This is a genomic window from Phreatobacter aquiterrae (genome assembly GCF_053471285.1).
The window spans coordinates 1-26,545 of record NZ_JBJPHW010000019.1; the positions used below are offsets into that span (position 1 = coordinate 1).

The following is a 26,545-nucleotide window of genomic DNA, read 5'->3' on the forward strand; positions in this document are numbered from 1 at the left end:
TCCACACCCGTCATCCCTGGACCCTTCCCGAAAACGGAAAGGATCGTGCGCTATGGCCTCAGCAGGGGTGGTTATTGGACGCGAAACCAGCCCAGCAGGGGGTGGTTCTTGCACGCGATTTCACATGTCTCCATCACCTGAAACGCTCGTTCGAGGTCCCCGGTTGGGCCTGTTGCAATGGTCCGTCTCTGCCGGAAAGCCGATCCGGTACCCCGACCCGGCAGAAAATGCCTAGAGGCCGGCAGAAAATTCCTATCTAAGTATCTGAAAAAAAAGAGAATTTGGCGAATTTTTCGCGCCTGCTTTTTCGCCTTCGATCGTTTCAGTATCAGGTGGCCCCCATGAACCCGGGCGTCGCCATTGGCCAGGGTGGGAGAATCGTAGTGTCTCTTGGAGCGGCAGCTTTGGATCTGGAGACCATCGGGGCACCGGTCATGACGGACGGACGGGGTGGGCAGCGCAAGACCGGCATCGATGCGATGCCGGCGACTGCGCGCCCGACGGATGCCGACGATCTGCTGTTGCGCCAGATTGGGCGTGGGGAAGAGGCGGCGTTCCGTGCCCTGGTCGAGCGTCACATCGACCGCGCCTATGCGCTCGCACTGCGCATCCTGCACAATGCGGCTGACGCCGAGGACGTGGTGCAGGAAACCCTGCTCAAGATATGGAACACCCGCGGGAGCTGGCAGGAGGGCCGTGCCCGGTTCTCGACCTGGATCTACCGCGTCGTCACCAACCGCTGCCTGGACCTTCGCCGCCAGCCGCGCATGGAGGAGATCGACAGCGCTCCCGAGGTTGCCGATGCCCAGCCCGACGCGCTGACCGCGCTGCATCGCGACGAGGTGACTGACCTGCTGCAGAAGGCGATGGACCGCCTCCCCGACCAGCAGCGCGTGGCGATTATCCTGTCCTACTTCGACGATCTCGGGAACGCCGAGATCGCCGAGGTGATGGAGACCACGGTCTCGGCAGTTGAATCGCTTCTCAAGCGCGGCCGTCAGGCACTTAAGAAGTTGTTAAATCGCGCAGAGCGCGACATTCGTCAGTCATTTACTGATGGTTAACCATAACCGCGCGGCCCATTATTGATTTTCCGCCTGATATTGCGGGGTCAGTTCGTTGAAGGTTCAGACGCGGACGTCCGCGTTGCAGCGCCTCGTTGACGTGAGGCGTCGTGTCAGCCTTGCGAGGAGTACGACCTCATGCCCGTCATTTCGACGAACATCGCCGCCAATTCAGCCGTCCGCTACCTGAACGTCAACTCGTCCGACCAGACCTCGTCGCTGTCGAAGCTCGCCAGCGGCTCGCGTATCTCGCAGGCCTCGGACGACGCGGCCGGCCTTGCCATTTCCACCCGCATCACCTCGGATGTCACGACGCTGACCCAGGCGGCGACCAACGCCTCGCACGGCATTTCGGTGCTGCAGACCGCCGACGGCGGCGCGGCCAACATCAGCGACATCCTGCAGCGCATGAAGGCGCTCGCCTCGCAGTCCGCCTCCGGCACCGTCACTGACAACGAGCGCGCCTATATCGACGCCGAGTTCTCGCAACTGACGGACGAAATCAACGGCATCTCCGAGTCCACCCGCTACAATGGCCAGAGCTTGCTCGACGGCACCAGCGCATTCGCGCAGGGCATCTCGGTCATGGTCGGCTCGGACGCCTCCGACACCATCACGGTCTCCATCGCCGCGCTGACAGCCAGCGCACTCGGCATCACGGCGGCGGCGGATGAAGCGGCGACTGACCTCGTCGGCGGGTCGGCCGGGTTCGACGCGAGCGGCGTCGACGTCTCCTTCAACGTCAACGGCACGACGGTGACGCTCGAGGACGACGGCGGCGCGGGCAGCGACGGTGTCTATTCTGCCGACGACATCGCCGATGCGATCAACACCGCCCTGTCGTCGGTGTCGGGAAATACGGTCACCGCTTCGGTCGATGCGACCACCGGCGCCCTGACCCTGTCGAACAGCGCGACCGGCTCGGCCGCCGAAATTACGCTCGACGACTTCACCGGCCTTTCTGCGTCGGACCTCGGCTTCGCCACCACGACCAGCGCTGGGCGGGACAAGGGCGATACCCTGTCGGTGGCGACCCAGGACGGTGCGAGCGCCGCGCTCAAGGCTCTCGACGAGGCGATCAACATCGTCTCGAAAGCACGCGCCGACATCGGCGCGACCGAGTCGCGCTTCGCCTTCCGCTCGGAATCGATCGCCACCAGCATCGAGAATCTGACGGCGGCCAATTCGGCCATCCAGGACGTCGACGTCGCCTCGGAATCCGCCAAGCTCGCCTCGGCGAAGGTGAAGACCCAGGCTGCAGTCGCCGCCGCCTCGCAGGCCAGCCAGATGCCTCAGGACCTCCTGAAGCTTTTGCAGTGACGACTGACACTTTTCACTGACGCGAAGGAGGATCGGGGCTTTGCTCCGGTCCTCTCCCTTCCGGAGGCCGCGCGATGTCCACCGTATCGAGTTCGAGCACGTCCAGCCTTCTGTCTTCCGCCTACAGCACCTCGACCACCACCGCGACGACGAGTTCCGGCAGCGCGTCGAACTCGAGCGGCACGAACAGCACGTCGAGCAGTTCCGACATCGACTGGAATGCGCTCATCGAAACGGCCGTCCAGGCGAAGCTTGCCCGCGCCGACACGATCGATCTGAAGATCAACTCGAACCAGTCCAAGGTCGCGGCCTACCAGAACCTCCAGTCGCTGCTGACCGGCATCACGACGGCCGCACAATCGCTGCGGGCGCCTTCCGGCGTTCTCGCCTCCGCCGACGATACCTTCCTCAACCGCGCCGCCTACCTGACCGCCAATGGAAGCGTCGATGCCTCCTCGTCCGTCTCCGTGTCGGTGAAAAGTGGCACGGATGTCGGCTCCTACGACCTGCAGGTTCTGCAACTGGCGAAAGCGCACAAGTTCTCTTCAGCCGCTGTCGGCAGCAGCACCGAGGACCTCGGCCATGACGGGGTGATTGCGCTCGGTGTCGAGGGCGGCGATCAGGTCGAGATCGCCATTGCAGCCGACATGACGCTCGTCGAGATCGCCGAGGCGATCAACAACACCACCAGGACGTCCGGTGTCCAGGCCACCGTTCTCAAGGTGTCCGGTTCCGCCTATCAGTTGATCCTGACCAGTGCCGAGACCGGCAAGACGATATCGGCCAGCGCGGTGTCGGGCGACGATGTCCTGGGGGGCCTCGGCGTTCTGGACGATGACGGCGCTCCGGCCCATGTGCTCCAGGAGCCGCAGGATGCGATCATCAAGCTCGACGGGATCATCATCACGCGCGATTCCAACGACATTGCCGACCTGATCGAAGGCATGACGTTCCGCCTCTATCAGACGACGCCGGCCGACACCTCCATCACGGTCGAGGTCGGCGCCGATGTCAGCGAGGTGAAATCGGCGGTTCAGGCGCTGGTCGACGCCTACAATGCCTTCCGCGAATTTGCCATCAGCCAGCAGACGCTGACCAGCTCCGGGACCGCATCGTCGGACTCCGTCCTGTTCGGTGACGGGACGCTGCGCAGCGCGACGCTCGCCATCTATGACGCGCTGAACCGGAAGATCGACGAGAATGCCATGGCCCTGCTCGGCCTGACCTTCGACAAGAACAACTACCTGGTCCTGGACGAGACGGCGCTCGACGATGTCCTGCTCAGCGACCTCGATGCGGTGCAGTCGTTTCTCAGCTTCCAGATGGAGAGTTCCTCCAGTGACCTGATGCTGCTGTCGCGCGGGACGTCGACGCCGTCCGCCTTCAGGCTGGACGTGACGACCGATGCAAGCGGAGCGCTCACATCGGTGTCCGTCAACGGCGATCCATCGCTGTTCACGGTGAATGGCGCCCGCATCATCGGGGCCGCGGGCACGATCTACGAGGGTTATACCCTCGTCTATGTCGGTAAGTCGTCCGGCTCGATCGACGTCTCGTTCAGCACCGGCATCGCCGAGCTTCTCTACCAGACCACCCATGCGGTCGCGAACAGCTCCACCGGCACGCTCCAGACGCTCATCGACAATCTGGAGAGCACATCCGACAGCCTCCAGACGAAAAGCGACAGCATCCGCACGTCAGCCGAAACCTATCGCACCAATCTGACCAGGCGCTATGCCCAGTATCAGGCCGCCATCGCGGCGGCCGAGTCCACCCAGGACTATCTCACCGCCTTGCTCGACCAATGGAACAGTTCGTGATGAACCAGAGATTGAACCACGCCATTTCGGCCTATCGCACCACGGCCACCCGCGTGCATCCACTCGTTGCGGTCGTCAGGCTCTTCGACGAGGCGCTGGTGCAGATCCGCCGTGCGGTTCAGGCGATCGAGACGAGGAAGCATGAGGACAGCTTCATCGCCGTCGCCAAGGCCGGCCTCATCCTTCAGGGGCTCAGCCACAACCTGCGCTTCGACAAGGGCGGCGACGTCGCCGAGATCCTGCTGAAGGCCTACAATCAGAACGCCATCGCCCTGCATACGGCCTACGGGAGGCCGGACGCCGCCGCGCGTTACCGCAAGATTGCCCTGGGGCTGGCGGAATTGCGCGATGCCTGGGCTTCGGCGGCCGGCATGCGGACCCTCGCCGAAGAGGCGCAGATGGTGTCCCGGCCCGTCGCACGGCCGTCGTGACCCGGCCAACTTGCCTCTCGCCAAATCATCTGTGTTTCGCGTAACAATTCGACACGAGGTGTTGCACACCGTCACAGACGGATACGGCAACATGCAATCGCGCGTCGGTGGGCGCGCCGGCATGCGAAGGCTTTTGACGGGCGGATCCCATGCAACGCTTGGATTTCCAGGATGCCCTCGACCGCTTCGGGGACGATCTGTCCCGCTGGCCGGCAGCCGAGCGGGTGCTGGGTGAAGCGATGCTGCGCGACGATCCAACTGCCAGGCGCCTGATCGAGGACGCCCGCCTGCTGAAATCCCTGATCACCACCACCTCGACCATCCGTGCGCCTGCCGGACTGGCCGACCGTATCGTCAGTCTCGCCCGGGAAACCGCCCCCGCACTGCCCCATGTCGCCTCTCCACCGACCGCGGCTGTCGACCGCGCTCCGCGGGGGCGTCTTGACACCGCCGTGCCGCATCGGCTTCGCCGTCCCGGCTGACGACCGGCGGCGTCGTTCCCCAAGATGAACCTTGCGTCGCGCCGTCCCGCTGTCGGCATGCGGGTTACGGGATTGCCTGTGCCAGTTTCACGCTTGTCGTCAGCACTTCATTCATACTTGAAATCGCTGACGTTTCCGCTGTTCGGCTTCGGCAGAATCCGCGCCTGAATTTCCTCACCCGACCGTTTCACTAGCGACGCCACACGAACCGTCGTCGCCCACGAAACCCCGATCTCCGGCACCGGAGGTCGGGCAACGGTCGAGGTCTGCCATGAGCATCAGTGCCCTCTCATCCACCAGCACGACGAGCACGTCGAGCACCTCCTCGACGTCGAGTGCGTCGAGCTTCTCCAGCGACGATTTTCTCAAGCTGCTGGTCGAGCAGTTGCAGAACCAGAACCCGCTCGACACCACCGACACCAGCGAGTTGATGGACCAGATGATGTCCTATGCCAGCTATGACCAGCAGGCACAGACGAATAACACTCTGACCCAGCTGTCGAGCACCCTGTCCGAGCTCTCCTCGACGGTTTCGGGAATCGCCTCCAAGCTCGACATCTCGGTCTGAGGCGCCTGTCATGAGCCTCTCCGGCGCCCTCAATTCGGCCGTCTCGGCGCTGAGCTCGCAGAGTTCGGCCCTGGCGATGATTTCCGACAACATCGCCAATGCCGGCACCTACGGCTACAAGACCGTCTCGGCGAGCTTCGAAAGCCTGCTCACCGGCACATCATCGTCGACCTATTCAGCCGGCGGCGTGGCGGTCAGTACCGTCTCGAACATCTCGATGCAGGGTCTGCTGACAGCGAGCACGACCTCCACCAACATGGCCATCGACGGCAACGGCTTCTTCGTTGTCGCCACCGGCAGCGACAGCGCCAACACCTACTACACCCGCAACGGCGAGTTCACGGTCGACGCCAGCGGCTATCTGACGAACGGCGACTACTATCTTCAGGGCTGGCCGACCGATGCCAGCGGCAATGTCGTCGGCGGCACCACGGCGAGCGCGCTCGAATCGATCAGCACCACGGCCGTCTCGAGCATTGCCGCGGCGACCACCGAACTCAGCCTGAGGGCGAACCTGCCGGCCGATGCCGCGGTCGGCGCAACCTTCACCAGCGAAGTGGAGATCTATGATTCACTCGGCACAGCGGCGAAGACCAGCATCACCTGGACCAAGACGGCCGAGAACGAGTGGACGGCGAGCTATTCCAATCCCACCAGTTCGGATGGCTCCACCGTGCTCGCCAGCGTCACCAGCGACCCGGTGGTCATCAGCTTCAATTCCAACGGCACCCTCGCCAGCACCACGCCGAACCCGCCGACAGTCACCATTTCGGGCTGGACGACCGGCGCGGCCGACAGTTCGATTGCGGTGAACATGGGCACGGCCGGAACCTCCAGCGGCCTGTCGCAGCTCTCCACAGGCGCCTCGACGCTGAGTGTCAGTCTTCAGAGCGAGCAGGACGGCGTCAGCTTCGGCAGCCTCAGCGGCATCACCATCTCGAACGGCACGGTCTATGCGAGCTATGACAACGGCCAGCAGCGGGCGATCTACAAGGTGGCAGTGGCCACCTTCAACAATCCCGATGGCCTGAGCGCCGAGGGCAGCGGCGTCTATTCTGCCAGCACAGCTTCCGGCGGCAGCACGCTCAACATTGCCGGGACCAATGGCGCCGGAAATATCGTCGGCAGCAAGCTTGAGGCGAGCACCACGGACACCAGCCGCGAATTCTCCAGCATGATGTCGGCGCAGCAGGCCTATTCGGCCGCGGCCCAGGTCATGTCGGCTGCCAACAAGATGTACGACACGCTCATCTCGGCCGTCCGATGAGCCGTCCCCGTCCGTTCCCCCGCCGCCAGGAGGCTGATCCGTTCGGCGACCGCCTCGAACGGGCGATACGGCACGCGCAATCCCGCTTCGGCCCGGGCGAGCGCCCGCCGCCCCAGGACGGGGCGGCGAGGCGTGAGTTGGTGGCACTGCTCACCGACCTCGACGCCCTCATCCGCGACCTCAAGGCGGGGCGGGCCAGCGTGCGGATCGAACTCGACGCGATCCTCGCTGAGACCAGAGCCGGCGACGCCTATCGCCGCACCGCAGCCTTGCGAACCGGTGGGCAAACCGGTCGCGCAGCCAACCAGGGACCTGTCCGATGACGCTTTTCACCGCAGACCAGATCGACGCCATGGTGGTCCGCATCATCACGTTGATCGACGCGATGGCCGAGGTCATCCGCGAGGAGAATGCCCTGCTGGCGAAAGGCGTCCCCGCTTCGCTGACAGACGCCGTCACCCGCAAGGCCTCGCTCGCTGCGGAACTCGAGCAATGGACCCTGGCGGTTCGGCAACGCAAGCTGCGCCTCGAACAGGCCGATCCCGAATTGCGCGGCTGGATGACGCGGCGCGGCGCGGACCTGCAGGCCGAGATGAACGAGAACGTCGACCGGCTGGAGGCTGCGATCGAGGCTACCCGCCGGCGGGTCGACGCGGTCATGCGCGCCATGCGCGAGCAGGTGACCGATCACGGCTCCTACCAGGCCAATGGCCGCGTCATGACCCATGCGCGGCCGGCTCCGGCCGGTGTGGTCGGACGGCTCGTCTGAGGTACCCGGACGCACCGCATCGGGGGTGAGGAGGCAGTCATGTCGTTTTCGACGATTCGCAGCATCGCCTATTCGTCGCTGTCCGCGGCGCAATACCAGATGAGCGTCACCTCCTCTAACATCGCGAATGCCGACACGACGGGCTACACGCGCAAGACGGCGAACCAGGCCGCGGCGGTTTCCAATGGAGTCGGCACCGGCGTCACCATCACGGCGGTGACCAGCAGCGTCGACAAATACCTGGTCAAGGACCTCGTGGCTGCGGCGAGCGCTCTGGGGTCCGCCTCGGCGACCGATACATTCGCCTCGCGGCTACAATCGCTCTACGGGACGACGTCGGGCTCGAGCGGCACCTCCCTCGCGAGCAGCCTCGTCAGCCTTGAAGCCGCGATGTCCTCGCTCGCCACCACGCCGGAGAGCGAGACCCTGAAGGCGCAGGCGGTGCAGGCGCTGGAGGATGTGGCAGCCCAGTTGCGGGAAACCTCTTCGGGCATCCAGAGCCTTCGGGCCGATGCCGATGCGGGGATCGAGGACGCGGTCGCGACTGTCAACGATGCGCTCGGCACCATCGCCGATCTCAACGCCCAGATTGCCGCGACCCAGGCGCGTGGCGGATCGACCGCCGATCTGGAGGACCTCCGCAATACCGCCCTCCAGGCCATCGCGACCGAGATGGACATCTCCTACTACGTCAATTCCGACAACCAGATGCGCATCTATTCGAGCGGCGGGACGACGCTGCTCGACAGTTCCGTGCACGCGCTCTCCTACAGAGCGACCTCTGCGGTGACGGCCGATACGGTGTTTGGCGCCATCACGGTCGACGGCAAGGACATCACAGGCCAGATCAGCTCGGGAACAATCGGCGCCCTGGTCACCCTGCGCGACGAGACGCTGGTCGCCAGCCAGGACGAACTCGATGCGCTGGCCGGAGGGCTGATCGCCGCGCTGAACAGCGCCTACAATGCCGGCAGCGCCCTTCCATCTCCCGACAGCCTGACCGGTTCGGTCGCCGTCGCCGGCTCCGATGCGTTCTCGGCTACCGGAACACTCCGCGTGGCCCTGACCGATGCGACGGGCAGCCTCGTCTCCTACGCCGATCTCGAGCTGTCGAGCTACGCGACGGTGGACGAGGTTGTCTCGGCGCTCGACGCCCTCGACGGCATCAGCGCCTCGCTGGACGCCAGCGGGCATCTCGTGATAGCCGCGCAAGCCAGTGGGCAGGGCGTGAGCCTCGCCGATCTGGATGCGGCGGTCGGGAGCGATGGCGCCGGGTTCGCGGCCCATTTCGGGCTGAACGACCTGCTGGCCGGCACGGGTGCGGCCACGATAGCGGTTCGTCCCGACATTCTGGCCCAATCCGGAACGCTGGCCACGGGGGGTCTCAGCACCGCCGCCGTTCTGACGACCGGCGCGGCCGTGATCAGCAGCGGCGAGAACGGGATTGCCCAGGGCCTGAGCGACGCGCTCGGCGGCAAGACCGCCTTCGCCGCCGCCGGGAGCCTGGCCGCAGGCCAGGAGAGCTTCGCGGACTATGCGGCGCGCATCGTCTCGGCAGCAGCGGGCCGCGCGACGTCGGCAGCCACCGATCTGACAGCCAAGCAGACGGCGCAACAGACCCTGTCCGATCTGTTCTCCTCCCAGACGGGCGTCAATCTCGACGAGGAGACGGCCCGGCTCAGCGAACTCGAGCAGCAGTATTCGACAGCCGCCCAACTCCTGCAGGTCCTGAACGCCATGTTCGACGCCCTGCTGGCAGCGGCCCAATCGACCTGACGGGGAGGGGACCACCATGGCCATGCGGGTCGCCACCTTCGCGATGAACGAGCGCATGTTGTCGGCGTCCCTGCAGACGCAGGCCAAGATGGCGCGGATGCAGATCCAGGAGGCGACCGGCCTTGTCTCCACCGACTATGGCGGGTTTGGCGCCTCCGCCTCCCGGGTCCTCAACCTGGAAGTGTCGCTGGCACGTTCGAAGGCCTATGGCGCGGCTGCGGACGAGGCGAACAGCCGCGTTCAGGTCATGTACGACCAGATGTCCACGATAACGGACATCCTGACCGACCTGCGCGCGCAGGTGACCGCGGCTCGCGGAACCAACAGCACGGCGACCTCCGATGCGAGTCTCGCGGCGTCCGCCGCCAGCGCCCTGGCGGATCTCGCCGGGCTCCTGAACGTCCGCTACGAGGGGCGCTACCTGTTCGCGGGGAGCGCCACGACCACCGCGCCCGTCGACCTGAGCGCCTACGATCCGGCGGAGCTGACCACCGCCGACACGAGCTATTATCAGGGCAACGGCACCGTCGCCGCGGTGCAGGTTTCCTCGGAGCGGTCCATCTCCTATGGCGTCACCGCGGCTGATCCGGCTTTCGAGGCGATGTTCCACGCGGTGCATGCCCTGGCCGGCGTGGACGGCTCCACGTCTGACAGCGCGTTCGAGGCGCTCTCGACGCTGCTGGTCTCGGCGCTGGACTCGGTCACGGCGGTTCAGTCGCGCCTGTCGTTAAGTTCCGCGGCGCTGGAGCGGGCTTCGACCTCGCAGCAGGACTATCAGGATTTCGTCTCGACCACCCTGACCGGCCTCACCGGGGTCGACGTCGCAGCCGTCACGGTGCAACTGACCGCATACGAGACGCAGCTCCAGGCTTCTTACGCGGCGGTCGCCAAGGTTCAGGGCCTGTCGCTGCTGGACTATCTGCGCTGAGGTTCAAAGGCCCGGTGCGCGCGTGCCGTTCAGGAACACGCCAATGGCGGCGTCGATCCGGCGCTGTCGGTCGGGAGCCTCGCCATGATCAGTGCGCGGCATCATGGCGCCGAACATCATGTCGAGCAGCACGCCGGCGCAGGCTGTCGGGTCATCAGTGACGAGGCGGCCGCGCGCGACTTGCCGCGCGATCCAGGCGGCCAGTTCGGCCTCCGCCACGCGCGGACCGCGGGAAACGAAGATGTCGTGCAGTTCGGGAAAGGCGCGGGACTCCGCGACAATCAACCGGATCAGGCCGTCATGCCCGATCGCCTCGCCCTCATCACCGTCAACGCGGAATATCCGCCTGATCGCCTGCTCCGGAGGCTCGTCGGTCTCGCAGGGCAAGTCGAGAATCGATCGCCGATGGGCCTCGACGATGGCACCGATCAGTTGGGCCTTGCTCGCGAAGATCTCGTAGAGCGTCTTCTTCGACAGCTGCGCACGACGGGCGACGCCGTCCATGGTCATGGCGCCATAGCCGGCCGCAAGGAGCAGTTCGCGCGCCGCGGCAAGTGCGCGGTCGCGCTGATCGCCGGGTGGGAGGACGCGCGGGCGACCACGCCTTGCTGTCGCAGAGACCTGTGAAGCATCGTCGTCGGGCAAGCTCTGAACCTTTCGTGATCGTGCTGATGGCCTTCGCACATTGACCCTAGCAGGACACTGCTATTAAATAAACTCAATAGTTTCCAATTGTTTCTGGGGCCATGATCATCCTATCCCGCACGCACGCAATGGCATCATGCCGTCGCCCGAACGGCCGCGCCATGCTCATGATCGCACCGGTGTTGCTCGGTCTTGCGGGCTGTGCGGTCGGTCCCGACTACCGCATGCCGGGGGTGGCGCTGTCGTCCCATCACGCCAATGCCCGCAATGCGCCGCCGATCCGGCCCGGCGAACTCGCGGACTGGTGGAAGCGTCTGGGCGATCCCGTCCTCGACGGCCTGATCGAGGAGGCCATCGCCGCCAATCTCGATGTGGCCTCCGCCAAGGCGCGCATCCGCGAGGCGCGCGCGACCCGGCGGCAAACGGCTGCCGGGCTGTTTCCGCAGGTCGATGGCGGTGCCTTGTCGTCCCATTCCCGGTCCAGTGCCTCCGCTTCGGGTGGCAATGTCACGTCCAATCTCTACCAGGCGGGATTTGACGCGAGTTGGGAACTCGACCTCTTCGGTCAGACGCGCCGCGGCATCGAGGCTGCCGACCGCGGCATCGAGGCGGCGGAGGAGAGCCTGAGGTCGACGGTGCTGACGCTGGTCGGTGACGTAGCGCAGAACTATGTCGAGGCGAGAGGCAGCCTTGCCCGGGCCGGGCTCGCGCGCCGGACCTCCGCCCTCCAGCGCCAGACGGCCGCTCTGACCCGCGCCAAGTTCGAGGCCGGGGCCTCCTCGGCGGTCGACGTGGCCAAAGCGACGGCTCTGGCGAGCAGCACCGCGGCCAATATCCCGACCCTGGAGACGGCCTTTGCCGCCTCGACCCACCGGATCGGCGTTCTCACCGGACGCCCGCCGGCGGCGATTGTCGCGCGGTTGCGGCGGAATGCCGCCATTCCCTCTCCCCGCCGCAATCTCCCACCCGGGGTACCGGCCGATGTTCTGCTTCAGCGTCCCGATGTGCGGCAGGCCGAGCGCCAACTGGCGCAGGCCACCGCAAAGGTCGCGCAGGCCGAGGCGGCGCGCTATCCGAGCGTCTCGCTGACCGGGTCACTGGTCACCAGCGGCATCCGCATCGGCGATCTCGCCAACGGATCCTCGCTCGCCTGGTCCTATGGTCCGTCGGTCACGATTCCCGTCTTCAATGCGGGCCGCCTGCGCGCAGCTGTCGAGGTTCAGGAGGCGCAGCGGGATCAGTCCTATGCCGCCTTCCACCAGTCGCTTCTCTCTGCGCTCGAGGATGTCGAGAACGCCCTGGTCGGTCTCGCCCAGCAACGCATCCGCTACCAGAGTCTTTCGACCGCGGCGCGCAGTTACCGCGAGGCGGCACGACTGGCGCGGGTCCTCTACGGGCAGGGAGCCTCCAGCTTCCTCGAAGTTCTCGATGCCGAGCGGTCGCTCTACGAGTCCGAGGATTCGCTGCTGCAAAGCCAGGTGCTGATCGCCACGCGTTTCATTGCGCTCGGCAAGGCGCTTGGAGGCGGCTGGAGCGGCACTCTCGATCCTTCGAAACCCCTCGTGATTGATCGCGACACCGGCCCGCGGTTCGCCCGCTAGAGGCCCGTGCGCACCCTCATATCCAGGAGCCCGGCCGTTGCCGGGAATGCCTTTGAAACGCAAAATCGTTGTCCTCCTTCTGCTCCTTGTCGCCGCCGCCTCGGCCTATGCCCTGCGCGATGTGCTTTCCGTCAAGCCGACATCTGCGGGGCTCCTGACGACCTCCGCTGCGGTCGGCGACGTGGAGGTCACGGTGTTGGCGAGCGGCACGGTGAAGCCCGCGAAGCTCGTTGCCGTCGGCGCTCAGGTCTCGGGCCGCGTGCTGTCGATCCCGGTGCGGATCGGCCAGGTGGTCAGGAAGGGCGATCTCGTCGCCGAGATCGACTCGCTCACCCAGCAGAACACGCTGCGCAGCGCCGACGCGGCGCTGGCCAGTACCCGCGCCCAGCGCGAGGAGAAGGCGGTCATCCTCGCCTATGCGGAGTTGAAGCTGGACCGCCAGCGCACCATGCTGGCGCAGACGGCGGGATCGCGCGCGGATTTCGAGACCGCCGAACAGACGGTGAAGCAGACCCGCACGCAGATTGCCCAACTCGACGCACAGATCGCCCAGGCCGAGGTGTCGGTGGCGACCGCCCGGGTCAACCTTGGCTATACCCGGATCACCGCGCCGATCGACGGAACGGTGCTGTCGGTGACGGCGCAGGAAGGGCAGACGCTGAACGCCGCACAGACCACGCCGACGGTCGCCGTCATCGGCCAGGTCGACGTGATGACGGTGAAGGCCGAGATCTCCGAGGCCGACGTGGTGCGGATGAAGGTCGGCCAGCCGCTCCACTTCACCATCCTCGGCGACCCGGACCGGCGTTTCGAGGCGAGGGTCGAATCCATCGATCCGGCCCCGGAATCGGTGAAGAACGACAGCAGTTTCACGTCGGCCAGCACGACCTCGTCGAGTTCGTCGAGCAGCACATCGTCCTCGGCGATCTACTACTTCTGCCAGTTCGACGTGCCCAATCCCGACGGCGTGCTGCGCACCTACATGACGGCGCAGGTCGTCGTGGTGATCGGCGTCGCACGCGGGGTCGTCACCGTTCCGTCGGCAGCCGTCACGCCGGCCGCAACCGGGCGACCGGCAACGGTCCGGGTTATCGATGACGCCGGACGGGTTGCCAGCCGCGAGGTGGCCGTGGGTCTCGACAACAAGGTCACGGCCGAAATCGTCTCGGGCCTTGCCGCCGGCGAGCGCGTCGTCACGGGCCAGCAACCGACATCGACGACTGCCACGTCGGCGCAGTCGGGCGGCGGGCCGCCGCCGCCCATGGGGCTTTGACATGGGCGAACCCCTCATCCGCCTGAGCGGGCTCAGCCGCGACTTTCAGAGCGGCGACCAGACGATCACCGTGCTCAGGGACATCAACCTCGACATCCGCGCAGGCGAGATGGTCGCAATCATGGGCGCCTCGGGTTCGGGCAAGTCGACGCTGATGAACATTCTCGGCTGCCTCGACCGTCCGAGCCGCGGCAGCTACGCCATCGACGGGCAGGAGACGGCCAGCCTCTCGCCCGACGATCTTGCCGACCTTCGCCGCAACCACTTCGGGTTCATCTTCCAGCGCTACAACCTGCTCGATGAACTCTCCGCCCTCGGCAATGTCGAGATCCCCGCCGTCTATGCCGGCATGGCGCGCGCCGACCGGCAGACGCGCGCGGCGGCGCTGCTCGGGCGCCTCGGGCTCGCCGACCGATCCGGACACAGGCCAAGCCAGCTCTCCGGCGGCCAGCAGCAACGCGTCTCCATCGCCCGCTCACTGATGAACGATCCGCAGGTGATCTTGGCGGACGAGCCGACAGGCGCCCTCGACACGGCCGCCAGCGCCGAGGTCTTGCGGATCCTCGAGGAACTCAATGCCGAGGGCCACACGGTTGTGATCGTCACGCATGATCCAAAGGTCGCCGCCCGCGCACGGCGGATCATCGAGATCAGCGATGGCAGGATCGTCGCCGACGAGCAGAAGGCGCCGGGGACACAGGCGGTCCCTCAAGCGGAGCGTGGCACGCAGCGGCGCAATGCCCTGTCCGTGCAGATCGACGGCCTGCGCGAGGCCTTCGCCATGGCGTGGGTCTCGATGAACGCCCATCGGCTGCGCAGCTTCCTCACGATGCTCGGCATCATCATCGGAATCGCCTCGGTGGTGTGCATGGTCGCGCTAGGGCAAGGCTCCCGGCAGCGGGTCCTCGCCAACATCAGCGGTCTGGGGACAAACACGCTGGAGATCTTTCCCGGAACAAGCTTCGGTGACGTGCGCTCCGGCAAGATCAAGACGCTTGTCGTCGACGACGCCAGGGCGCTTGAGGGCGAGCCCTATGCGTCAGCCGTCACCCCGACGGTCTCCACCTCCAGCACGGTGCGCTACCGCGCGATCGAAGCGAGCGTGATGGTCAATGGCGTTGGCGATCGGTACTTTGCGGTCAAGGGCACGAAACTGCGCGAAGGCCGCTTTTTCGATGCCGACAGCGTCCGGCGGCTGACGCAGGATGTCGTCATCGACGAGAACACGGCGCAGCGTCTGTTTCCGGGCGAGACAGGCATCGTCGGACAGATCATTCTCATCGGCAGCGTGCCCTGCCGCATTGTCGGCGTCGCCGCGCGCCAGCAGAGCGGCTTCGGATCGAGCCAGAACCTCTCGGTGTTCCTGCCCTATACGACCGTCCAGTCGCGATTCCTGGGCGATCCCTCGCTTCGCAGCATCACCGTGCGGGTGAGGGAGGACGTCGCGAGCGATGTGGCTCTGAGGGCCGTCACGCGGTTGCTCCTCCAGCGCCACGGGCGGCAGGACTTCTTCATTCTCAACACCGACGACATTCGCCAGACCATGACGCAGACGACGGAGACCCTGACCCTGCTGATCGCCTCGATCGCCGTGATCTCGCTGGTGGTCGGCGGGATCGGCGTGATGAACATCATGCTGGTCTCGGTGGTCGAGCGGACCCGGGAAATCGGCGTCAGGCTTGCGGTCGGCGGTCGCCGGCGCGACATCCTGCAGCAGTTCCTCATCGAGGCGGTGCTCATCACGGTCATCGGCGGCATTGTCGGCGTGATCACCGCGCTGGGGCTCGGCTCTGCGTTCAACCTGCTCAGTTCGCGTTTCGCGCTGATCTACTCGCCGGCCTCGATCGTCCTGGCCTTCGTCTTCTCGATGCTGATCGGCCTCATCTTCGGCTTTCTCCCGGCGCGCAATGCGGCACGGCTCGACCCGGTGGTGGCACTGGCGCGGTGAGGGGCGTTTGGTGATAGTTGTCCGTCAGACGGAGGGCACGGTCACGCTGGCCATAGAGCCGAAAGCGCCATTCAGCGCGGCTCCATCGCTGGATGCCGACCGACGGGCTGGTCAGCACACGCTCTATGTGGACGAGTATCCCGCTCTCTGAGCAGCATGGCGGGGCGAGGAGGAGTTCCGGCCGCCATGCGCTATCGACAGACCATCGGCCAGCGGACCCATCAGTTCCGCGACCTGAAGGACCTCATGGCGAAGGCGACGCCGCTGAGGTCCGGCGACCAGCTGGCCGGCATCGCCGCCACCAGCGCCGAGGAGAATGTCGCCGCGCGCATGACGCTCGCCGATCAGCCCCTGACGCTGTTCCTGGCCGAGGCTCTGGTGCCCTACGAGGCCGACGAGGTGACGCGGCTCATCGTCGACCGCCACGATGCGGCGGCTTTCGCGCCCGTCAGCCATCTGACGGTCGGGGGCTTTCGAGACTGGCTTCTGTCCGACGCTGCGACCACCGGGGTTTTGGCGGCCCTCGCCCCCGGCATCACGCCGGAAATGGCGGCGGCTGTGTCCAAGGTCATGCGGAACCAGGACCTCATCGCGGTCGCGCGCAAGTGTTCCGTCATCACCCGCTTCCGCAACACGATCGGCCTGCACGGCACCATGGCGGTCCGGCTGCAGCCCAATCACCCGACCGACGACGCGCGCGGCATCGCCGCCTCCATCGCCGACGGCCTTCTGCACGGAACGGGCGACGCCACGATCGGCATCAACCCCGCCTCCGACAGCCTTCCGGTGCTCTCGGACCTCCTCAAGCTGCTGGACGAACTCATCGCCCGTTTCGACATTCCGACCCAGGGCTGCGTGCTGACCCATGTCACCTCGTCGATCGAGCTGATCGAGCGCGGCGCGCCGGTCGACCTCGTCTTCCAGTCGGTGGCCGGCACGCAGGCCGCCAACACGTCCTTCGGTATCGATCTCGCTGTGCTGCAGGAGGGCATGGAGGCGGGCCGCTCGCTGAAGCGGGGCACGCTCGGCGACAATGTCATGTATTTCGAGACCGGTCAGGGCTCGGCGCTCTCCGGCAACGCCCATCACGGCGTCGATCAGCAGACGCTGGAGGCCAGGGCCTATGCGGTGGCGCGCGCCTTTGAGCCACTGCTCGTCAACACCGTCGTCGGCTTCATCGGCCCGGAATATCTCTATGACGGCAAGCAGATCATCCGCGCCGGGCTGGAGGATCATTTCTGCGGCAAGCTGATGGGCGTGCCGCTCGGCTGTGACGTCTGCTACACCAACCACGCCGAGGCCGATCAGGACGACATGGACACGCTTCTGACGCTGCTCGGGGCGGCGGGCGTCACCTACATCATGGGCGTGCCCGGCGCCGACGACGTGATGCTGAACTACCAGTCGACGTCGTTCCACGATCAGCTCTACATCCGCGACCTGCTTGGTCTGAAGCGCGCGCCCGAGTTCGAGGCCTGGCTGCAACGGCAGGGCATCACGGGAGCCGACGGGCGTCTGCTGCCGCGGGCCGACAGCCTGCCACTCCTGTCGGCCCTGACCGGGCTTGGCGCATGAGTGCCGAGATCTGGCGCCAGCTCGCGGCGACCACGCCGGCCCGCATCGGCCTCGGGCGGGCGGGGTCGGCGCTGACGACGGCGGAGACGCTGCGCTTCGCGCTTGCCCACGCCACCGCCCGCGACGCCGTGCTGGCGCCTTTCGATGCGGCGGCGGTGAGGGCCGGCATCGAGGCGCTCGGACTGGATGGGGTCGAGGTGGCGAGCCGGGCTGCGACGCGGCAGGCCTATCTGCTACGCCCCGATCTCGGCCGCAGCCTGGATGCCGACAGTCGGGAGCGGCTGGAGAATGCCTGCCGTGGGCCTGTCGATGTGGCGATCATCATCGGCGACGGCCTCTCTTCCAGCGCCGTCCATGCCCATGCCGTCTCCATGCTGTCCGCTCTGCAGCCGCATGCCGCGCGGAAAGGCTGGAGCCTTGGCCCGGTCGTGGTCGCGACACAGGCCCGCGTCGCGCTCGGCGACGAGATCGGCGAGCTCCTACGGGCGCGGCTGGTGGTCATGCTGATCGGGGAGCGGCCTGGCCTCTCGTCGCCCGACAGTCTGGGGCTTTACATCACCTATGCGCCGCACCCTGGCCGGAACGACGGAGAGCGCAACTGCATCTCCAACATCCACGGCGCGGGACTCGGCTATGCCGAAGCGGCCTTCAAGGCCACGTGGCTCATGCGCGAGGCCCTGCGACGTCAGCTCACGGGCGTCGCGCTGAAGGATGAAAGTGACAGCGCCATCGCAGCCCCGGGCATCGACCTGTTGGGCCGGGCCTGACGCAGACTGCCCCACCCCGCCTTCAGCCGGCAAAGTAGTCGGGACGGGGGATGGTCCACTGGTCGCCCCAGACCTGGTTCCCACCGTCCACCACGACGACTTCGCCGGTGATGAACGAGCCGCTCGGGGCGATCAGATAGGTCACGGCGTCGGCGACATCCGTCGCCTCGCCGAAGCGCTTCATCAGGTTGGACCGCGGCAGGTCGCGCTGGGCCTCGTCGGAATAGACGTCCATGCCCTCGGTGGCGATGGCGCCGGGGGCGACGCAGTTGATGCGGATGTCGAGCGGCGCCCATTCGATCGCCACCGTCTTCGACAGGTAGATGACGCCCGCCCGTGCGGCGCAGGTGTGGGCGACGCCCGGCATGCCTCGCCACACGACCGTGACGATGTTGACGATGGAGCCGGGCAGGCCGCGGTCGCGCCAGTTCCGCGCCGCCGCCTGCATCATGTACCAGGTGCCGTTGAGGTTGGTGTCGATGACGGCGTTCCAGCCCTTGACCGAATAGTCGATGGCCGCCTGGGGGAACTGGCCGCCGGCATTGTTGACCAGATGGTCGAGCCGGCCGAAGCGCTCCCAGACGTCGGCATGCAGCCGATCGACATCCTCCGCGTCGCGGATGGTGGCTGGTCTTACAAATACCTCCGCGCCGATGTCGCGCAGGATGGCGGCGGTCTCTTCCAGCTTCTCCACCTTGCGGCCGCAGATGGCGAGTTTCGCGCCGAGACGCGCGCACTGGATGGCAATGGCCTTGCCGATGCCGCTGCCTGCCCCCGACACCAGCACGACCTGGTCCTTCAGAAGGTCGTCGCGGAAGGTCAGGGGCGAGGTCAGGGGATCGCGGGCCGGCGGCCGGGTCGTGGGCAAGCTTCATCCTCCTCGGCGGGCCGGCGTGAAGCCGGCGGGCACGGGAACGGGGAAATCCATCAGCATCTGGGCGAAGGCCTTGCCCTGCGGATCGATGCGCAGCGAACCCACGCCGCCGCCGCCGAGGCAGTCGTGCAGCACGAAGTTCAGGGCGTGAATGCCGGGCATGTCGAAGCGCTCGACGCGGGTGACGCCGGTGTGCCGGAAGTAGGCGGTTACGGCCTCGGGCGTCAGTGCGGCGTGGATCAGTGGAAGGTCCTCTGGCCGCCGGGCGATGATGCCAATATTGGCCGCATTGCCCTTGTCGCCGCTGCGCCCCACAGCCAGCGCGACGAGTGGCACCGCGTGGCCGGTCTTTACCGGGGCCGGAGCGGACGACGGGGTGGTGACAGGCTCGCTTGCACTTCCCCGGGGCGACGGGATCTCGCGCGTCCCGCTGTCCATCTCGAGCGACGCGACAACCGTTTCCGCGGCGACGAGAAAGGAATAGCCCCGATAGACCGGCTGCACGCCCGGCCGTCCCGCGAAGAAGCCGGTCAACCCCTGGGCCATTGCCGTGGCGGCCGGGGCGATCTCGCGAGCGAGAAGGGCCAGCGGCGCCTCATCGGCGTGACGCGCCGCGATCTTGAGCACGACCTCGCGGCTGGCTGCCGCCTCGGCGCGGGCCTCGTCGCCATAGGTCGTCTCGCTGCCGAGCACCTCGATGGAGGTCTCGGCGAAGGAACCGTGGCCGGCCTCGCCGGCAAGGCGGGCGGCGCGGGCGAGAATGGCCTCGCCTGCGCGCCTCGCCTTGGCGGCGGCGTCCCGGCCGCCGATGGTCACCGTGCCGATGGTGCGGAAGCCGTCCTGCCAGGTGGCGCTGACCTTGAGCTGGCCGGTCGGCGGGCGGCCGCGGGCGCCCGAGACCAGCACCCGGTCCGGACCGTCCGACGTCATGGTCACGAAGCGGAAATCGCAGGCGACGTCCGGCAGCAGGTAGGACGCCGGGTCGCCGATCTCGTAGAGCATCTGCTCACCCACCGTCAGCGGCGTGATCAGGCCGCCCGTGCCGGCTGGCTTCGTGACGACGAAGGATCCATCTTCTCGGCACTCGACGACCGGGAAGCCCATGTCCTCCCAGCCGGGCACCTGCTCCCAGTCGGTGGCGATGCCTCCGGTGACCTGGGCACCACATTCGATCAGGTGGCCGGCGAGGCTGCCGGCGGCAAGGCGATCGTGGTCGTCCGGCGGCCAGCCGAAGGCATGCATGAGCGCGCCGAGCGTGACGGCGGAATCGACGCAGCGCCCGGTGATGACGATGTCGGCGCCCGCCGCAAGGGCGGCGGCAATCGGCCCAGCGCCGAGATAGGCGTTGGCACTGGCGAAGCGCTCCGGCATCGGCGTGCCGGCGAACATCTCGACGATGCCCGCCGTCCGGAACTCCTCGATGCGCGGCAGGAGGTCGTCGCCGGTCACCACCGCGATCTTCGGTGACAGGCCGAGAGCGGCGGCGCGGCGGGACAATTCGGCAGCGGCGGCGCGCGGGTTCATGCCGCCGCCATTGGAAATGACGCGGATGCCGCGCGCCATCACCTCCGGCAGGACGGCCGCCGTGACCTCAACGAAGTCCGGGACGTAGCCAAGGTCGGGCTTGCGCGCGCGGATGCGCGCCAGCAGGGCCAGGGTGATCTCGGCGAGATAGTCGAAGACGAGATAGTCGATGTTGCCGCGCGCGACGAGCTGCCGCGCGCCGTCGGGGCTGTCGCCCCAGAAGCCGGCCGCGCCGCCGATGCGGATGATCCGGTCGGAGTTCATGGCGTCACCCAGCTCGGCGCACGCTTCTCGTTGAAGGCCTTGAAGCCCTCGACGGCATCGTCGGTGCGGGACAACAGCGGCAGCACGCGCTGTGCATATTCGATGCCTTCGAGATAGGGCATGGCGGCGAGGGTGTTGAGCGCCCGCCGGCCGAAGCGCATGGCGGTCGGGGCGCCGCCGGAAAGGGCCTTCACGACCTCGTCGATACGGCCGTCGAGATCTGCGGCCGGCACCGCCTCGTTGACCGCACCGATTACCGCGGCTTCCGTGGCGGAGATCGGCTTTCCCATCATGGACAGGCGCATCACGTCGCGGCGCGACAGGGTGCGCAGCATCGCCGGCAGGATCATCAGCGGGAACAGGCCGAGCGTGATCTCGGGAGTGCCGAAGCGCGCATGATCGGCGGCGATGGCGAAGTCGCAGGCGCAGACGAGGCCGAAGCCGCCGCCCAGCGCGTGGCCGTTGACCCGGGCGATGGTGGCGACCGGCGCGTTCTCCATGGCGCGGAACAGGGTGGCGACGGGGTTGTCGAGGCGGTTCGGATCGACCCGGAAAGGATCGCCTTCCGCGTCGCTCTTCAGGTTGCCACCGGCGCAGAAGACCTTCGCGCCCGCGCCGGTAAGCACGACGGCGCGGATGTCGTCGCGGCGCCCGGCTTCCTCGACGCCGACGATCAGTTCATGGAGGACCGCGTCATCCAGCGCGTTGCGCTTCTCCTCGCGGTCGATGGTCAGCCACAGCGCGGCGCCGCGCTGCTCCTTGCGCACCTCGCTCATCGTCTCGCTCCCATTGAATGTCATTCATTTTTCAGTGACTGTAGCGCAAACCGCCTGGCGATCAAGGGTGGTACAAGAGGGCTCCATCGCCCGAAGGGAGGACGCCATGAGCACCGAGGCCACCGAGCAGCACCCCGTTCTGATGGAGCGCAGGGGAGGGGTCGCCATCATCCGGCTCAATCGCGCGCGCCAGCTGAACGTTCTCGATCCGGCCATGGGGCGCGGTCTGGTGACAGCGGTCGGCGAAGCGGCAGGTGACCCCGGTATCCGGGCTGTCGTCCTCGCCGGAAACGGACGCTCATTCTGTGCGGGAGGCGATCTCGGATCTTTCCACCAGGACCTCGCTGCGGCTCCCCAGACAGCCGCGGGCCTGATCGATCTCTTCCACACGGCGCTGCGTGGAATCACCTCCATGCCGAAGCCGGTCATCGTGGCGGTGCATGGTCCGGTGGCGGGCGGCGGCTTCTCGTTGGCCCTTGCCTGCGACATGGTCGTCGCTGCGGAGGATGCGACCTTCCTCTCGGCCTACACCAGGCTGGGGACGAGCCCGGATGGTGGGCTGACGTGGTCGCTGACGCGGCTGGTGGGCGCCCGTCGGGCGTTCGACATGATCCTTACCAACCAGCGCATCGACGCCGGGACCGCGCTGGCCTGGGGTCTCGTCAACAGGGTGGTCCCGGCGGCAGAGGTCGAGGCGACGGCGCTCGGGCTGGCCGCGATCTTCGATCAGGCGTCCGTGGGCGCAACGGCCGCGGTGAAGCGGCTCGTTGGCGAGGCTTCCGGCCAGTCCTACGACGCCCAACTGGATGCCGAGAAGGCGTCCTTCGTGGCGCGGGCGGAGACCGCCGATTTTCGCGAGGGCATCAGCGCCTTCATCGAGAGGCGGGCTGCGGTCTTTCCCAATTGACGGGTCAGTTGCGCAGCAGCTCTCCGGCAATGATCAACTTGCGAATTTCGGTGGTGCCGGCGCCGATTTCCAAGAGCTTCGAGCCGCGATAGAGGCGGTTCACCTCGGTTTCACGCATATATCCGGCGCCGCCGAAGATCTGCACGGCGTCCGAGATGACGCGGGTGCAGCCCTCGGCCGCGAACATGATGGCGGCCGCCGTGACCTTGTGGATCTCGCCGCGTCCGCCGGCGCCTTCGGCGAGGTCGTTGCACTGGGCGAGCGTGCGGTAGCACAGCGCCTTCATGGCCTCGAGGGTCACGTACATCTCGGCGAGCTTGCCCTGGACGAGCTGGAATTCGCCGATCGCCTTGCCGAACTGCTGGCGCGTCTTCGCATAGTCAACGGCGAGATCCAGCGCCCGCTCGGCCATGCCGACATTGATCATCGCGACGATGGCGCGCTCGAGGTCGAGCCCGCTCATGACGACGGCGACGCCGCGGTTCTCCTCGCCCACCATGTTGGAGGCGGGAACGCGGCAGTCGTCGAAGGTCAGCTCGGCCGTCGTCGAGCCGCGGAAGCCCATCTTGTCGAGCTTCTGCGCCACGGCAAAGCCGGGGGTCCCCTTTTCCACCACGAAGGCCGAGATGCCCTTGGCGCCCTTCGTCTTGTCGGTCTTGGCATAGACCAGCACGAGGTCGGCGACCGGGCCGTTGGTGATGTAGAGCTTGCGCCCGTTCAGCACGTAGTCATCGCCATCGAGACGCGCCGTGGTCGCCATGGAGCCGAGCGCGTCGGAGCCGGCACCGGGCTCGGTGAGGGCGAGGGCGCCGATCTTCGTGCCGTCGCAGAGGCCGGGGACGAAGCGCCGCTTGACCGTATCGCTGGCGTTGCGGACGATGTTGTTCAGGCACAGGTTCTCATGCGCCACATAGGAGAGGGCGACCGACGGATTGTAGCGCGCGAGCCCCTGGGTGATCAGGCCCGAGGTGAAGAAGTCGGAGCCGCTGCCGCCGAGATCTTCCGGGACCGTCACGCCGAGAAAGCCCACGCCGGCCAGCGCCGGCATGGCCTGCGGCGGCCACCATTCCTCGTCGTCCATGCGCTGCTGCAGGGGAAAGAGCTGCTCACGCGAGAAGTCCGTGGCGGTGTCGAGGATCTGCTGCTGCTCGGGGGTCAGGTCGAAGGCGGAATAGGGGCTGTTTCGCCCCTCGGCGGCGAGTGTGGTCATGGTGTCCTCCCCCGGGACGTTCCGCCGCTTCGGGCGTGTTGACAGGTTTAATTGAATGATATTCACTATTGCTCACTTGGCAAGCGTCCGTATCATCAGAGGCGCAGCCAGGGAGGAACGCATGGACAGGGAGGGGCGCGGTTTGGCCGCGCCGCGGGCGCGCGCATGCCTGTGATCAGCGCCAAGAGGATGCAGGACCGCCGGGATTCGATCCTGGACGCCGCGCGCGATGCCTTCGCGCGGGCCGGATTCGAGGGCACCTCCATCGCCGATATCGCGCGGCGGGCCGGCGTGTCGGACGGTCTCGTCTATCGCTATTTCACCAGCAAGCGCGACCTCCTGAACGCGGTGCTCACTGCCTTCTATGAACGCACCATGGTCGACCTCGAGTCGATCGCCGCCCGCGAGGCACCCTTCGAGACCCGCTTCCACGACCTGATCCGAAGGCACATCGAGGGCTTCGTGATCGATACCGATCTGTGCCGGCTCTTCATCTCCGAGGTCAGGACGGCCTCCGACTATCAGGGCTCGGCGGTGCAGCAGCTGAACCGCCGCTATACCTCCATTCTCGTGCGCGTGATCCAGAGCGGCATCGCCTCGGGTGACGTACGTCCCGACATCGACATCCGTCTGGTCCGTGACGTGATCTTCGGCGCCATCGAGCACCGCGCCTGGGCGGCGGTGACCGGGCGCCCCCTCGACGTGGACGCCACCGCCACCGCGCTGGTGGAACTCCTGCGCTACGGGTTGATGGTGCGCCCGAAGAGGGGGCGCAAATGACAGCCCTGCCGTTCGACACGCTGCTGATCGCGAACCGGGGCGAGATCGCGCTGAGGATCGTCCGCACGGCTCGCCGCATGGGTCTTCGCACGGTGGTCGTGGCCCACGAGGCCGACCGCGGCGCGCCGGCCCTTGCTGCGGCCGACGAGATCGTCTGGATCGAGGGGCGCACCGGCGTCGCCGCCTATCTCGATGGCGCACAGATCATCGAAGCCGCCCGCCGCACCCGGGCCGGCGCCATCCATCCCGGCTATGGCTTCCTGTCGGAGAATGCCGGCTTCGCGCGCGACGTGGCGGCGGCAGGTATGGTCTTCATCGGACCGACGCCCGAGGCCATAGACCTGATGGGCGACAAAATCCGCGCCCGCGCCTTCGTCGCCGAACGCGGCTTTCCGGTGGCCCCCTCGGCCATCGAGGATGACGATCCCGCGACGTTCCTCAAGCGTGCCCGGGCTCTCGGTGCGCCCCTTCTCGTGAAACCCTCGGCCGGGGGCGGGGGCAAGGGCATGCGCATCGTCCGCGACATGGGCCTTCTCGCACAGGAGATCGCCCAGGCCCGCAGCGAGGGCGAACGCTATTTCGGCGACGGGCGGCTCTATGTGGAGCGCTTCGTCGAGCAGCCGCGCCATATCGAGGTTCAGGTGATGGGCGACGCCCATGGCACCGTGGTCCATCTTGGCGAGCGCGAGTGCTCGATCCAGCGTCGCTTCCAGAAGATCGTCGAAGAGACGCCGTCGCCTGCACTGACGGCGGACGAGCGAGTGCGCATCTGCGAGACGGCGGCGGAGATCGCCCGTGCCGCCGGCTACCGCAATGCCGGCACGGTCGAGTTCATCTACGGCCGCGGCGCATTCTATTTCCTCGAGATGAACACCCGGCTGCAGGTCGAGCATCCGGTCACCGAGATGGTGACGGGCATCGATCTCGTCGAGATGCAGATCCGCGTCGCGGCAGGTGAGCCCCTTGGCCTCGCCCAGGCCGACATCCGCGCGAACGGCCACTCCATCGAACTGCGCATCTATGCCGAATCCGCGCCACGCGGTTTCACGCCGACGACCGGGCCGGTCCTCGCGCTGCGCCTTCCCGCGGGCGAGGGCGTGCGGGTCGATGCCGGGATCGCAGAGGGGCAGCGCGTGACGACGGCCTTCGATCCGATGCTGGCCAAGCTCATCGTTCATGCAGGCGACCGGACGACTGCGATCGGCAGGGCACGGAAGGCGCTCGCCGACTTCGTGCTGCTCGGCTGCGAAACCAACATCGCCTTTCTCGACAGTCTCATCGCCGATCCGGCCTTTGCCGCGGGCGAGGTGCACACCGGCTGGCTCGACGCCAATCCGGGCCTCGCGGCGGAGCCGGCGCCCGATCCAAAGGTCCGCCTCCGGCTTGGCGCCGTCGCGGCGCTCGCGACCCGCGCCGTGCGCGACGAGGCCGATGCCATCCCCGCGCTGCATGCGGCCATCGGCGGGTGGAGGAACTGATGCGGCACGCCTTCGACATCGCCGGAACCGAGACAGAGGTCTGGCTGAGCCGGATCAGCGATGGCTACCGGCTGCTTGGTGACGCTGGGACAGCCCGGGTGTCCCTTGCCCTGGGCGGCAACGAGGGTGAACTCAGCGTTGACGGCCATTGCGAGAAGGTCGTCGTGGTTCGCGACGGTGAACTGCTGCACATCCACGTCGCCGGCGGCAACCACACGCTGCGCCACCTCGATCCTGCCCGGCGCTTCGCCGACGCCGATGCGGGTGGCGGCGCCGACGTGGCGCGCGCGCCCATGCCCGGCACAGTGGCGCGCGTCGCCGTCGAGGTCGGTCAGGCGGTCGCCACCGGAGAGCCGCTGCTCGTCATCGAGAGCATGAAGCTGGAGACGACGATCCGCGCCTGGCACGACGGTCATGTCGCAGCGATCCATGTCGCCGCCGGCCAGAGCTTCGAGCGCGATGCCGTGCTGGTGACCCTCGCTTCGGAGGATCACTGAC

25 protein-coding genes and 1 pseudogene are annotated in these 26,545 nt (G+C 67.0%); 21 read left to right on the forward strand and 5 right to left on the reverse strand.

Annotated elements, in window-relative coordinates:
• Positions 1-434 precede the first annotated feature (434 nt).
• The 12 genes and pseudogenes from ACJ4V0_RS20485 (at position 435) to ACJ4V0_RS20540 (ending at position 10,425) form a co-directional block, all read left to right on the forward strand.
• A complete protein-coding gene (locus ACJ4V0_RS20485; protein ID WP_448301500.1) occupies positions 435-1,064 on the forward strand; it encodes an RNA polymerase sigma factor in 630 nt (209 codons plus the stop codon).
• Between the two features lie 138 nt (positions 1,065-1,202).
• Positions 1,203-1,727: pseudogene (locus tag ACJ4V0_RS20490) on the forward strand (flagellin); the annotation flags it as partial.
• A gap of 363 nt (positions 1,728-2,090) precedes the next feature.
• Positions 2,091-2,384, forward strand: a complete 294-nt coding sequence (locus ACJ4V0_RS20495) for a flagellin (RefSeq protein ID WP_448301501.1) — start codon at positions 2,091-2,093, stop codon at positions 2,382-2,384.
• A gap of 74 nt (positions 2,385-2,458) precedes the next feature.
• On the forward strand, positions 2,459-4,204 hold the full coding sequence (gene fliD, locus ACJ4V0_RS20500) for a flagellar filament capping protein FliD (protein ID WP_448301466.1): 1,746 nt from the start codon (positions 2,459-2,461) through the stop codon (positions 4,202-4,204).
• Positions 4,204-4,635 (forward strand): flagellar export chaperone FliS, encoded by a 432-nt coding sequence (locus ACJ4V0_RS20505; RefSeq protein ID WP_448301467.1) that lies wholly within the window; start codon positions 4,204-4,206, stop codon positions 4,633-4,635. Before fliD ends, ACJ4V0_RS20505 begins: the two co-directional genes overlap by 1 nt.
• A 149-nt stretch (positions 4,636-4,784) precedes the next feature.
• Positions 4,785-5,117 (forward strand): hypothetical protein, encoded by a 333-nt coding sequence (locus tag ACJ4V0_RS20510; protein ID WP_448301468.1) that lies wholly within the window; start codon positions 4,785-4,787, stop codon positions 5,115-5,117.
• Positions 5,118-5,388: 271 nt separating this feature from the next.
• A complete protein-coding gene (locus ACJ4V0_RS20515; RefSeq protein WP_448301469.1) occupies positions 5,389-5,685 on the forward strand; it encodes a flagellar hook capping FlgD N-terminal domain-containing protein in 297 nt (98 codons plus the stop codon).
• Between the two features lie 10 nt (positions 5,686-5,695).
• The gene (gene flgE / locus ACJ4V0_RS20520; RefSeq protein ID WP_448301470.1) at positions 5,696-6,952 is read left to right on the forward strand and encodes a flagellar hook protein FlgE; all 1,257 of its coding nucleotides are present in this window, start codon (positions 5,696-5,698) and stop codon (positions 6,950-6,952) included.
• Positions 6,953-7,092: 140 nt separating this feature from the next.
• Positions 7,093-7,275 carry a hypothetical protein gene (locus ACJ4V0_RS20525; RefSeq protein ID WP_448301471.1) on the forward strand — a complete coding sequence of 61 codons (183 nt, stop codon included), beginning with the start codon at positions 7,093-7,095 and terminating at the stop codon, positions 7,273-7,275.
• Positions 7,272-7,721 (forward strand): flagellar protein FlgN, encoded by a 450-nt coding sequence (locus tag ACJ4V0_RS20530; RefSeq protein WP_448301472.1) that lies wholly within the window; start codon positions 7,272-7,274, stop codon positions 7,719-7,721. The genes ACJ4V0_RS20525 and ACJ4V0_RS20530 overlap by 4 nt, the downstream gene beginning before the upstream one ends.
• A gap of 39 nt (positions 7,722-7,760) precedes the next feature.
• Positions 7,761-9,497, forward strand: coding sequence for a flagellar hook-associated protein FlgK (gene flgK / locus ACJ4V0_RS20535; RefSeq protein WP_448301473.1), 1,737 nt, complete (start codon positions 7,761-7,763; stop codon positions 9,495-9,497).
• Between the two features lie 16 nt (positions 9,498-9,513).
• A complete protein-coding gene (locus tag ACJ4V0_RS20540) occupies positions 9,514-10,425 on the forward strand; it encodes a flagellin (protein ID WP_448301474.1) in 912 nt (303 codons plus the stop codon).
• A gap of 3 nt (positions 10,426-10,428) precedes the next feature.
• Here ACJ4V0_RS20540 and ACJ4V0_RS20545 read toward each other — a convergent pair whose 3' ends face one another.
• Complete coding sequence (locus ACJ4V0_RS20545) at positions 10,429-11,109, reverse strand: TetR/AcrR family transcriptional regulator (RefSeq protein ID WP_448301475.1); 681 nt, start codon at positions 11,107-11,109, stop codon at positions 10,429-10,431.
• Between the two features lie 122 nt (positions 11,110-11,231).
• Here ACJ4V0_RS20545 and ACJ4V0_RS20550 point away from each other — a divergent pair, with 122 nt between their 5' ends.
• The 5 genes from ACJ4V0_RS20550 (at position 11,232) to eutC (ending at position 18,234) form a co-directional block, all read left to right on the forward strand.
• A complete protein-coding gene (locus tag ACJ4V0_RS20550) occupies positions 11,232-12,671 on the forward strand; it encodes an efflux transporter outer membrane subunit (protein ID WP_448301476.1) in 1,440 nt (479 codons plus the stop codon).
• A gap of 46 nt (positions 12,672-12,717) precedes the next feature.
• The gene (locus ACJ4V0_RS20555) at positions 12,718-13,944 is read left to right on the forward strand and encodes an efflux RND transporter periplasmic adaptor subunit (protein WP_448301477.1); all 1,227 of its coding nucleotides are present in this window, start codon (positions 12,718-12,720) and stop codon (positions 13,942-13,944) included.
• Between the two features lies 1 nt (position 13,945).
• On the forward strand, positions 13,946-15,892 hold the full coding sequence (locus tag ACJ4V0_RS20560) for a MacB family efflux pump subunit (RefSeq protein ID WP_448301478.1): 1,947 nt from the start codon (positions 13,946-13,948) through the stop codon (positions 15,890-15,892).
• A gap of 186 nt (positions 15,893-16,078) precedes the next feature.
• On the forward strand, positions 16,079-17,467 hold the full coding sequence (locus ACJ4V0_RS20565) for an ethanolamine ammonia-lyase subunit EutB (RefSeq protein ID WP_448301479.1): 1,389 nt from the start codon (positions 16,079-16,081) through the stop codon (positions 17,465-17,467).
• Entirely contained in the window at positions 17,464-18,234 is a 771-nt protein-coding gene (gene eutC, locus ACJ4V0_RS20570; protein WP_448301480.1) for an ethanolamine ammonia-lyase subunit EutC, read from the forward strand. Before ACJ4V0_RS20565 ends, eutC begins: the two co-directional genes overlap by 4 nt.
• Positions 18,235-18,256: 22 nt before the next feature.
• Here the strand turns inward: eutC and ACJ4V0_RS20575 are convergent, their stop codons facing one another.
• The 3 genes from ACJ4V0_RS20575 to ACJ4V0_RS20585 are packed head-to-tail and all read right to left on the reverse strand — an operon-like array spanning position 18,257 to position 21,696.
• Complete coding sequence (locus tag ACJ4V0_RS20575; RefSeq protein WP_448301481.1) at positions 18,257-19,102, reverse strand: SDR family oxidoreductase; 846 nt, start codon at positions 19,100-19,102, stop codon at positions 18,257-18,259.
• A 3-nt stretch (positions 19,103-19,105) separates the two neighbouring features.
• Complete coding sequence (locus tag ACJ4V0_RS20580) at positions 19,106-20,896, reverse strand: acyclic terpene utilization AtuA family protein (protein ID WP_448301482.1); 1,791 nt, start codon at positions 20,894-20,896, stop codon at positions 19,106-19,108.
• Positions 20,893-21,696 (reverse strand): enoyl-CoA hydratase-related protein, encoded by an 804-nt coding sequence (locus ACJ4V0_RS20585; RefSeq protein ID WP_448301483.1) that lies wholly within the window; start codon positions 21,694-21,696, stop codon positions 20,893-20,895. Before ACJ4V0_RS20585 ends, ACJ4V0_RS20580 begins: the two co-directional genes overlap by 4 nt.
• A gap of 82 nt (positions 21,697-21,778) precedes the next feature.
• Here ACJ4V0_RS20585 and ACJ4V0_RS20590 point away from each other — a divergent pair, with 82 nt between their 5' ends.
• Positions 21,779-22,579, forward strand: coding sequence for an enoyl-CoA hydratase/isomerase family protein (locus ACJ4V0_RS20590; protein WP_448301484.1), 801 nt, complete (start codon positions 21,779-21,781; stop codon positions 22,577-22,579).
• A 4-nt stretch (positions 22,580-22,583) separates the two neighbouring features.
• Here ACJ4V0_RS20590 and ACJ4V0_RS20595 read toward each other — a convergent pair whose 3' ends face one another.
• A complete protein-coding gene (locus ACJ4V0_RS20595) occupies positions 22,584-23,789 on the reverse strand; it encodes an acyl-CoA dehydrogenase family protein (protein WP_448301485.1) in 1,206 nt (401 codons plus the stop codon).
• Positions 23,790-23,954: 165 nt separating this feature from the next.
• Here ACJ4V0_RS20595 and ACJ4V0_RS20600 point away from each other — a divergent pair, with 165 nt between their 5' ends.
• Genes ACJ4V0_RS20600 through ACJ4V0_RS20610 form a run of 3 tightly spaced genes read left to right on the forward strand, consistent with a single transcriptional unit; the run spans position 23,955 to position 26,544 of the window.
• A complete protein-coding gene (locus ACJ4V0_RS20600; RefSeq protein ID WP_448301486.1) occupies positions 23,955-24,569 on the forward strand; it encodes a TetR/AcrR family transcriptional regulator in 615 nt (204 codons plus the stop codon).
• Positions 24,566-26,047: an acetyl-CoA carboxylase biotin carboxylase subunit gene (locus tag ACJ4V0_RS20605; RefSeq protein ID WP_448301487.1), complete on the forward strand. Its 1,482-nt coding sequence runs from the start codon at positions 24,566-24,568 to the stop codon at positions 26,045-26,047. Before ACJ4V0_RS20600 ends, ACJ4V0_RS20605 begins: the two co-directional genes overlap by 4 nt.
• Complete coding sequence (locus ACJ4V0_RS20610) at positions 26,047-26,544, forward strand: acyl-CoA carboxylase biotin carboxyl carrier protein subunit (protein WP_448301488.1); 498 nt, start codon at positions 26,047-26,049, stop codon at positions 26,542-26,544. Before ACJ4V0_RS20605 ends, ACJ4V0_RS20610 begins: the two co-directional genes overlap by 1 nt.
• Position 26,545: the final 1 nt, after the last annotated feature.

Excerpts from the sequence above, each read along its gene's own strand:
- ACJ4V0_RS20515 (WP_448301469.1), top strand. The coding sequence starts at position 5,389 with ATGAGCATCAGTGCCCTCTCATCCACCAGCACGACGAGCACGTCGAGC.
- ACJ4V0_RS20555 (WP_448301477.1), top strand. The coding sequence starts at position 12,718 with ATGCCTTTGAAACGCAAAATCGTTGTCCTCCTTCTGCTCCTTGTCGCC.
- ACJ4V0_RS20550 (WP_448301476.1), top strand. The coding sequence starts at position 11,232 with ATGCTCATGATCGCACCGGTGTTGCTCGGTCTTGCGGGCTGTGCGGTC.
- ACJ4V0_RS20605 (WP_448301487.1), top strand. The coding sequence starts at position 24,566 with ATGACAGCCCTGCCGTTCGACACGCTGCTGATCGCGAACCGGGGCGAG.
- eutC (WP_448301480.1), top strand. The coding sequence starts at position 17,464 with ATGAGTGCCGAGATCTGGCGCCAGCTCGCGGCGACCACGCCGGCCCGC.
- ACJ4V0_RS20580 (WP_448301482.1), bottom strand. The coding sequence starts at position 20,896 with ATGAACTCCGACCGGATCATCCGCATCGGCGGCGCGGCCGGCTTCTGG.
- ACJ4V0_RS20595 (WP_448301485.1), bottom strand. The coding sequence starts at position 23,789 with ATGACCACACTCGCCGCCGAGGGGCGAAACAGCCCCTATTCCGCCTTC.
- flgE (WP_448301470.1), top strand. The coding sequence starts at position 5,696 with ATGAGCCTCTCCGGCGCCCTCAATTCGGCCGTCTCGGCGCTGAGCTCG.
- fliD (WP_448301466.1), top strand. The coding sequence starts at position 2,459 with ATGTCCACCGTATCGAGTTCGAGCACGTCCAGCCTTCTGTCTTCCGCC.
- ACJ4V0_RS20485 (WP_448301500.1), top strand. The coding sequence starts at position 435 with ATGACGGACGGACGGGGTGGGCAGCGCAAGACCGGCATCGATGCGATG.
- ACJ4V0_RS20540 (WP_448301474.1), top strand. The coding sequence starts at position 9,514 with ATGGCCATGCGGGTCGCCACCTTCGCGATGAACGAGCGCATGTTGTCG.
- ACJ4V0_RS20610 (WP_448301488.1), top strand. The coding sequence starts at position 26,047 with ATGCGGCACGCCTTCGACATCGCCGGAACCGAGACAGAGGTCTGGCTG.
- ACJ4V0_RS20565 (WP_448301479.1), top strand. The coding sequence starts at position 16,079 with ATGCGCTATCGACAGACCATCGGCCAGCGGACCCATCAGTTCCGCGAC.
- ACJ4V0_RS20530 (WP_448301472.1), top strand. The coding sequence starts at position 7,272 with ATGACGCTTTTCACCGCAGACCAGATCGACGCCATGGTGGTCCGCATC.
- flgK (WP_448301473.1), top strand. The coding sequence starts at position 7,761 with ATGTCGTTTTCGACGATTCGCAGCATCGCCTATTCGTCGCTGTCCGCG.
- ACJ4V0_RS20590 (WP_448301484.1), top strand. The coding sequence starts at position 21,779 with ATGAGCACCGAGGCCACCGAGCAGCACCCCGTTCTGATGGAGCGCAGG.
- ACJ4V0_RS20560 (WP_448301478.1), top strand. The coding sequence starts at position 13,946 with ATGGGCGAACCCCTCATCCGCCTGAGCGGGCTCAGCCGCGACTTTCAG.
- ACJ4V0_RS20510 (WP_448301468.1), top strand. The coding sequence starts at position 4,785 with ATGCAACGCTTGGATTTCCAGGATGCCCTCGACCGCTTCGGGGACGAT.
- ACJ4V0_RS20505 (WP_448301467.1), top strand. The coding sequence starts at position 4,204 with ATGAACCAGAGATTGAACCACGCCATTTCGGCCTATCGCACCACGGCC.
- ACJ4V0_RS20600 (WP_448301486.1), top strand. The coding sequence starts at position 23,955 with ATGCCTGTGATCAGCGCCAAGAGGATGCAGGACCGCCGGGATTCGATC.
- ACJ4V0_RS20585 (WP_448301483.1), bottom strand. The coding sequence starts at position 21,696 with ATGACATTCAATGGGAGCGAGACGATGAGCGAGGTGCGCAAGGAGCAG.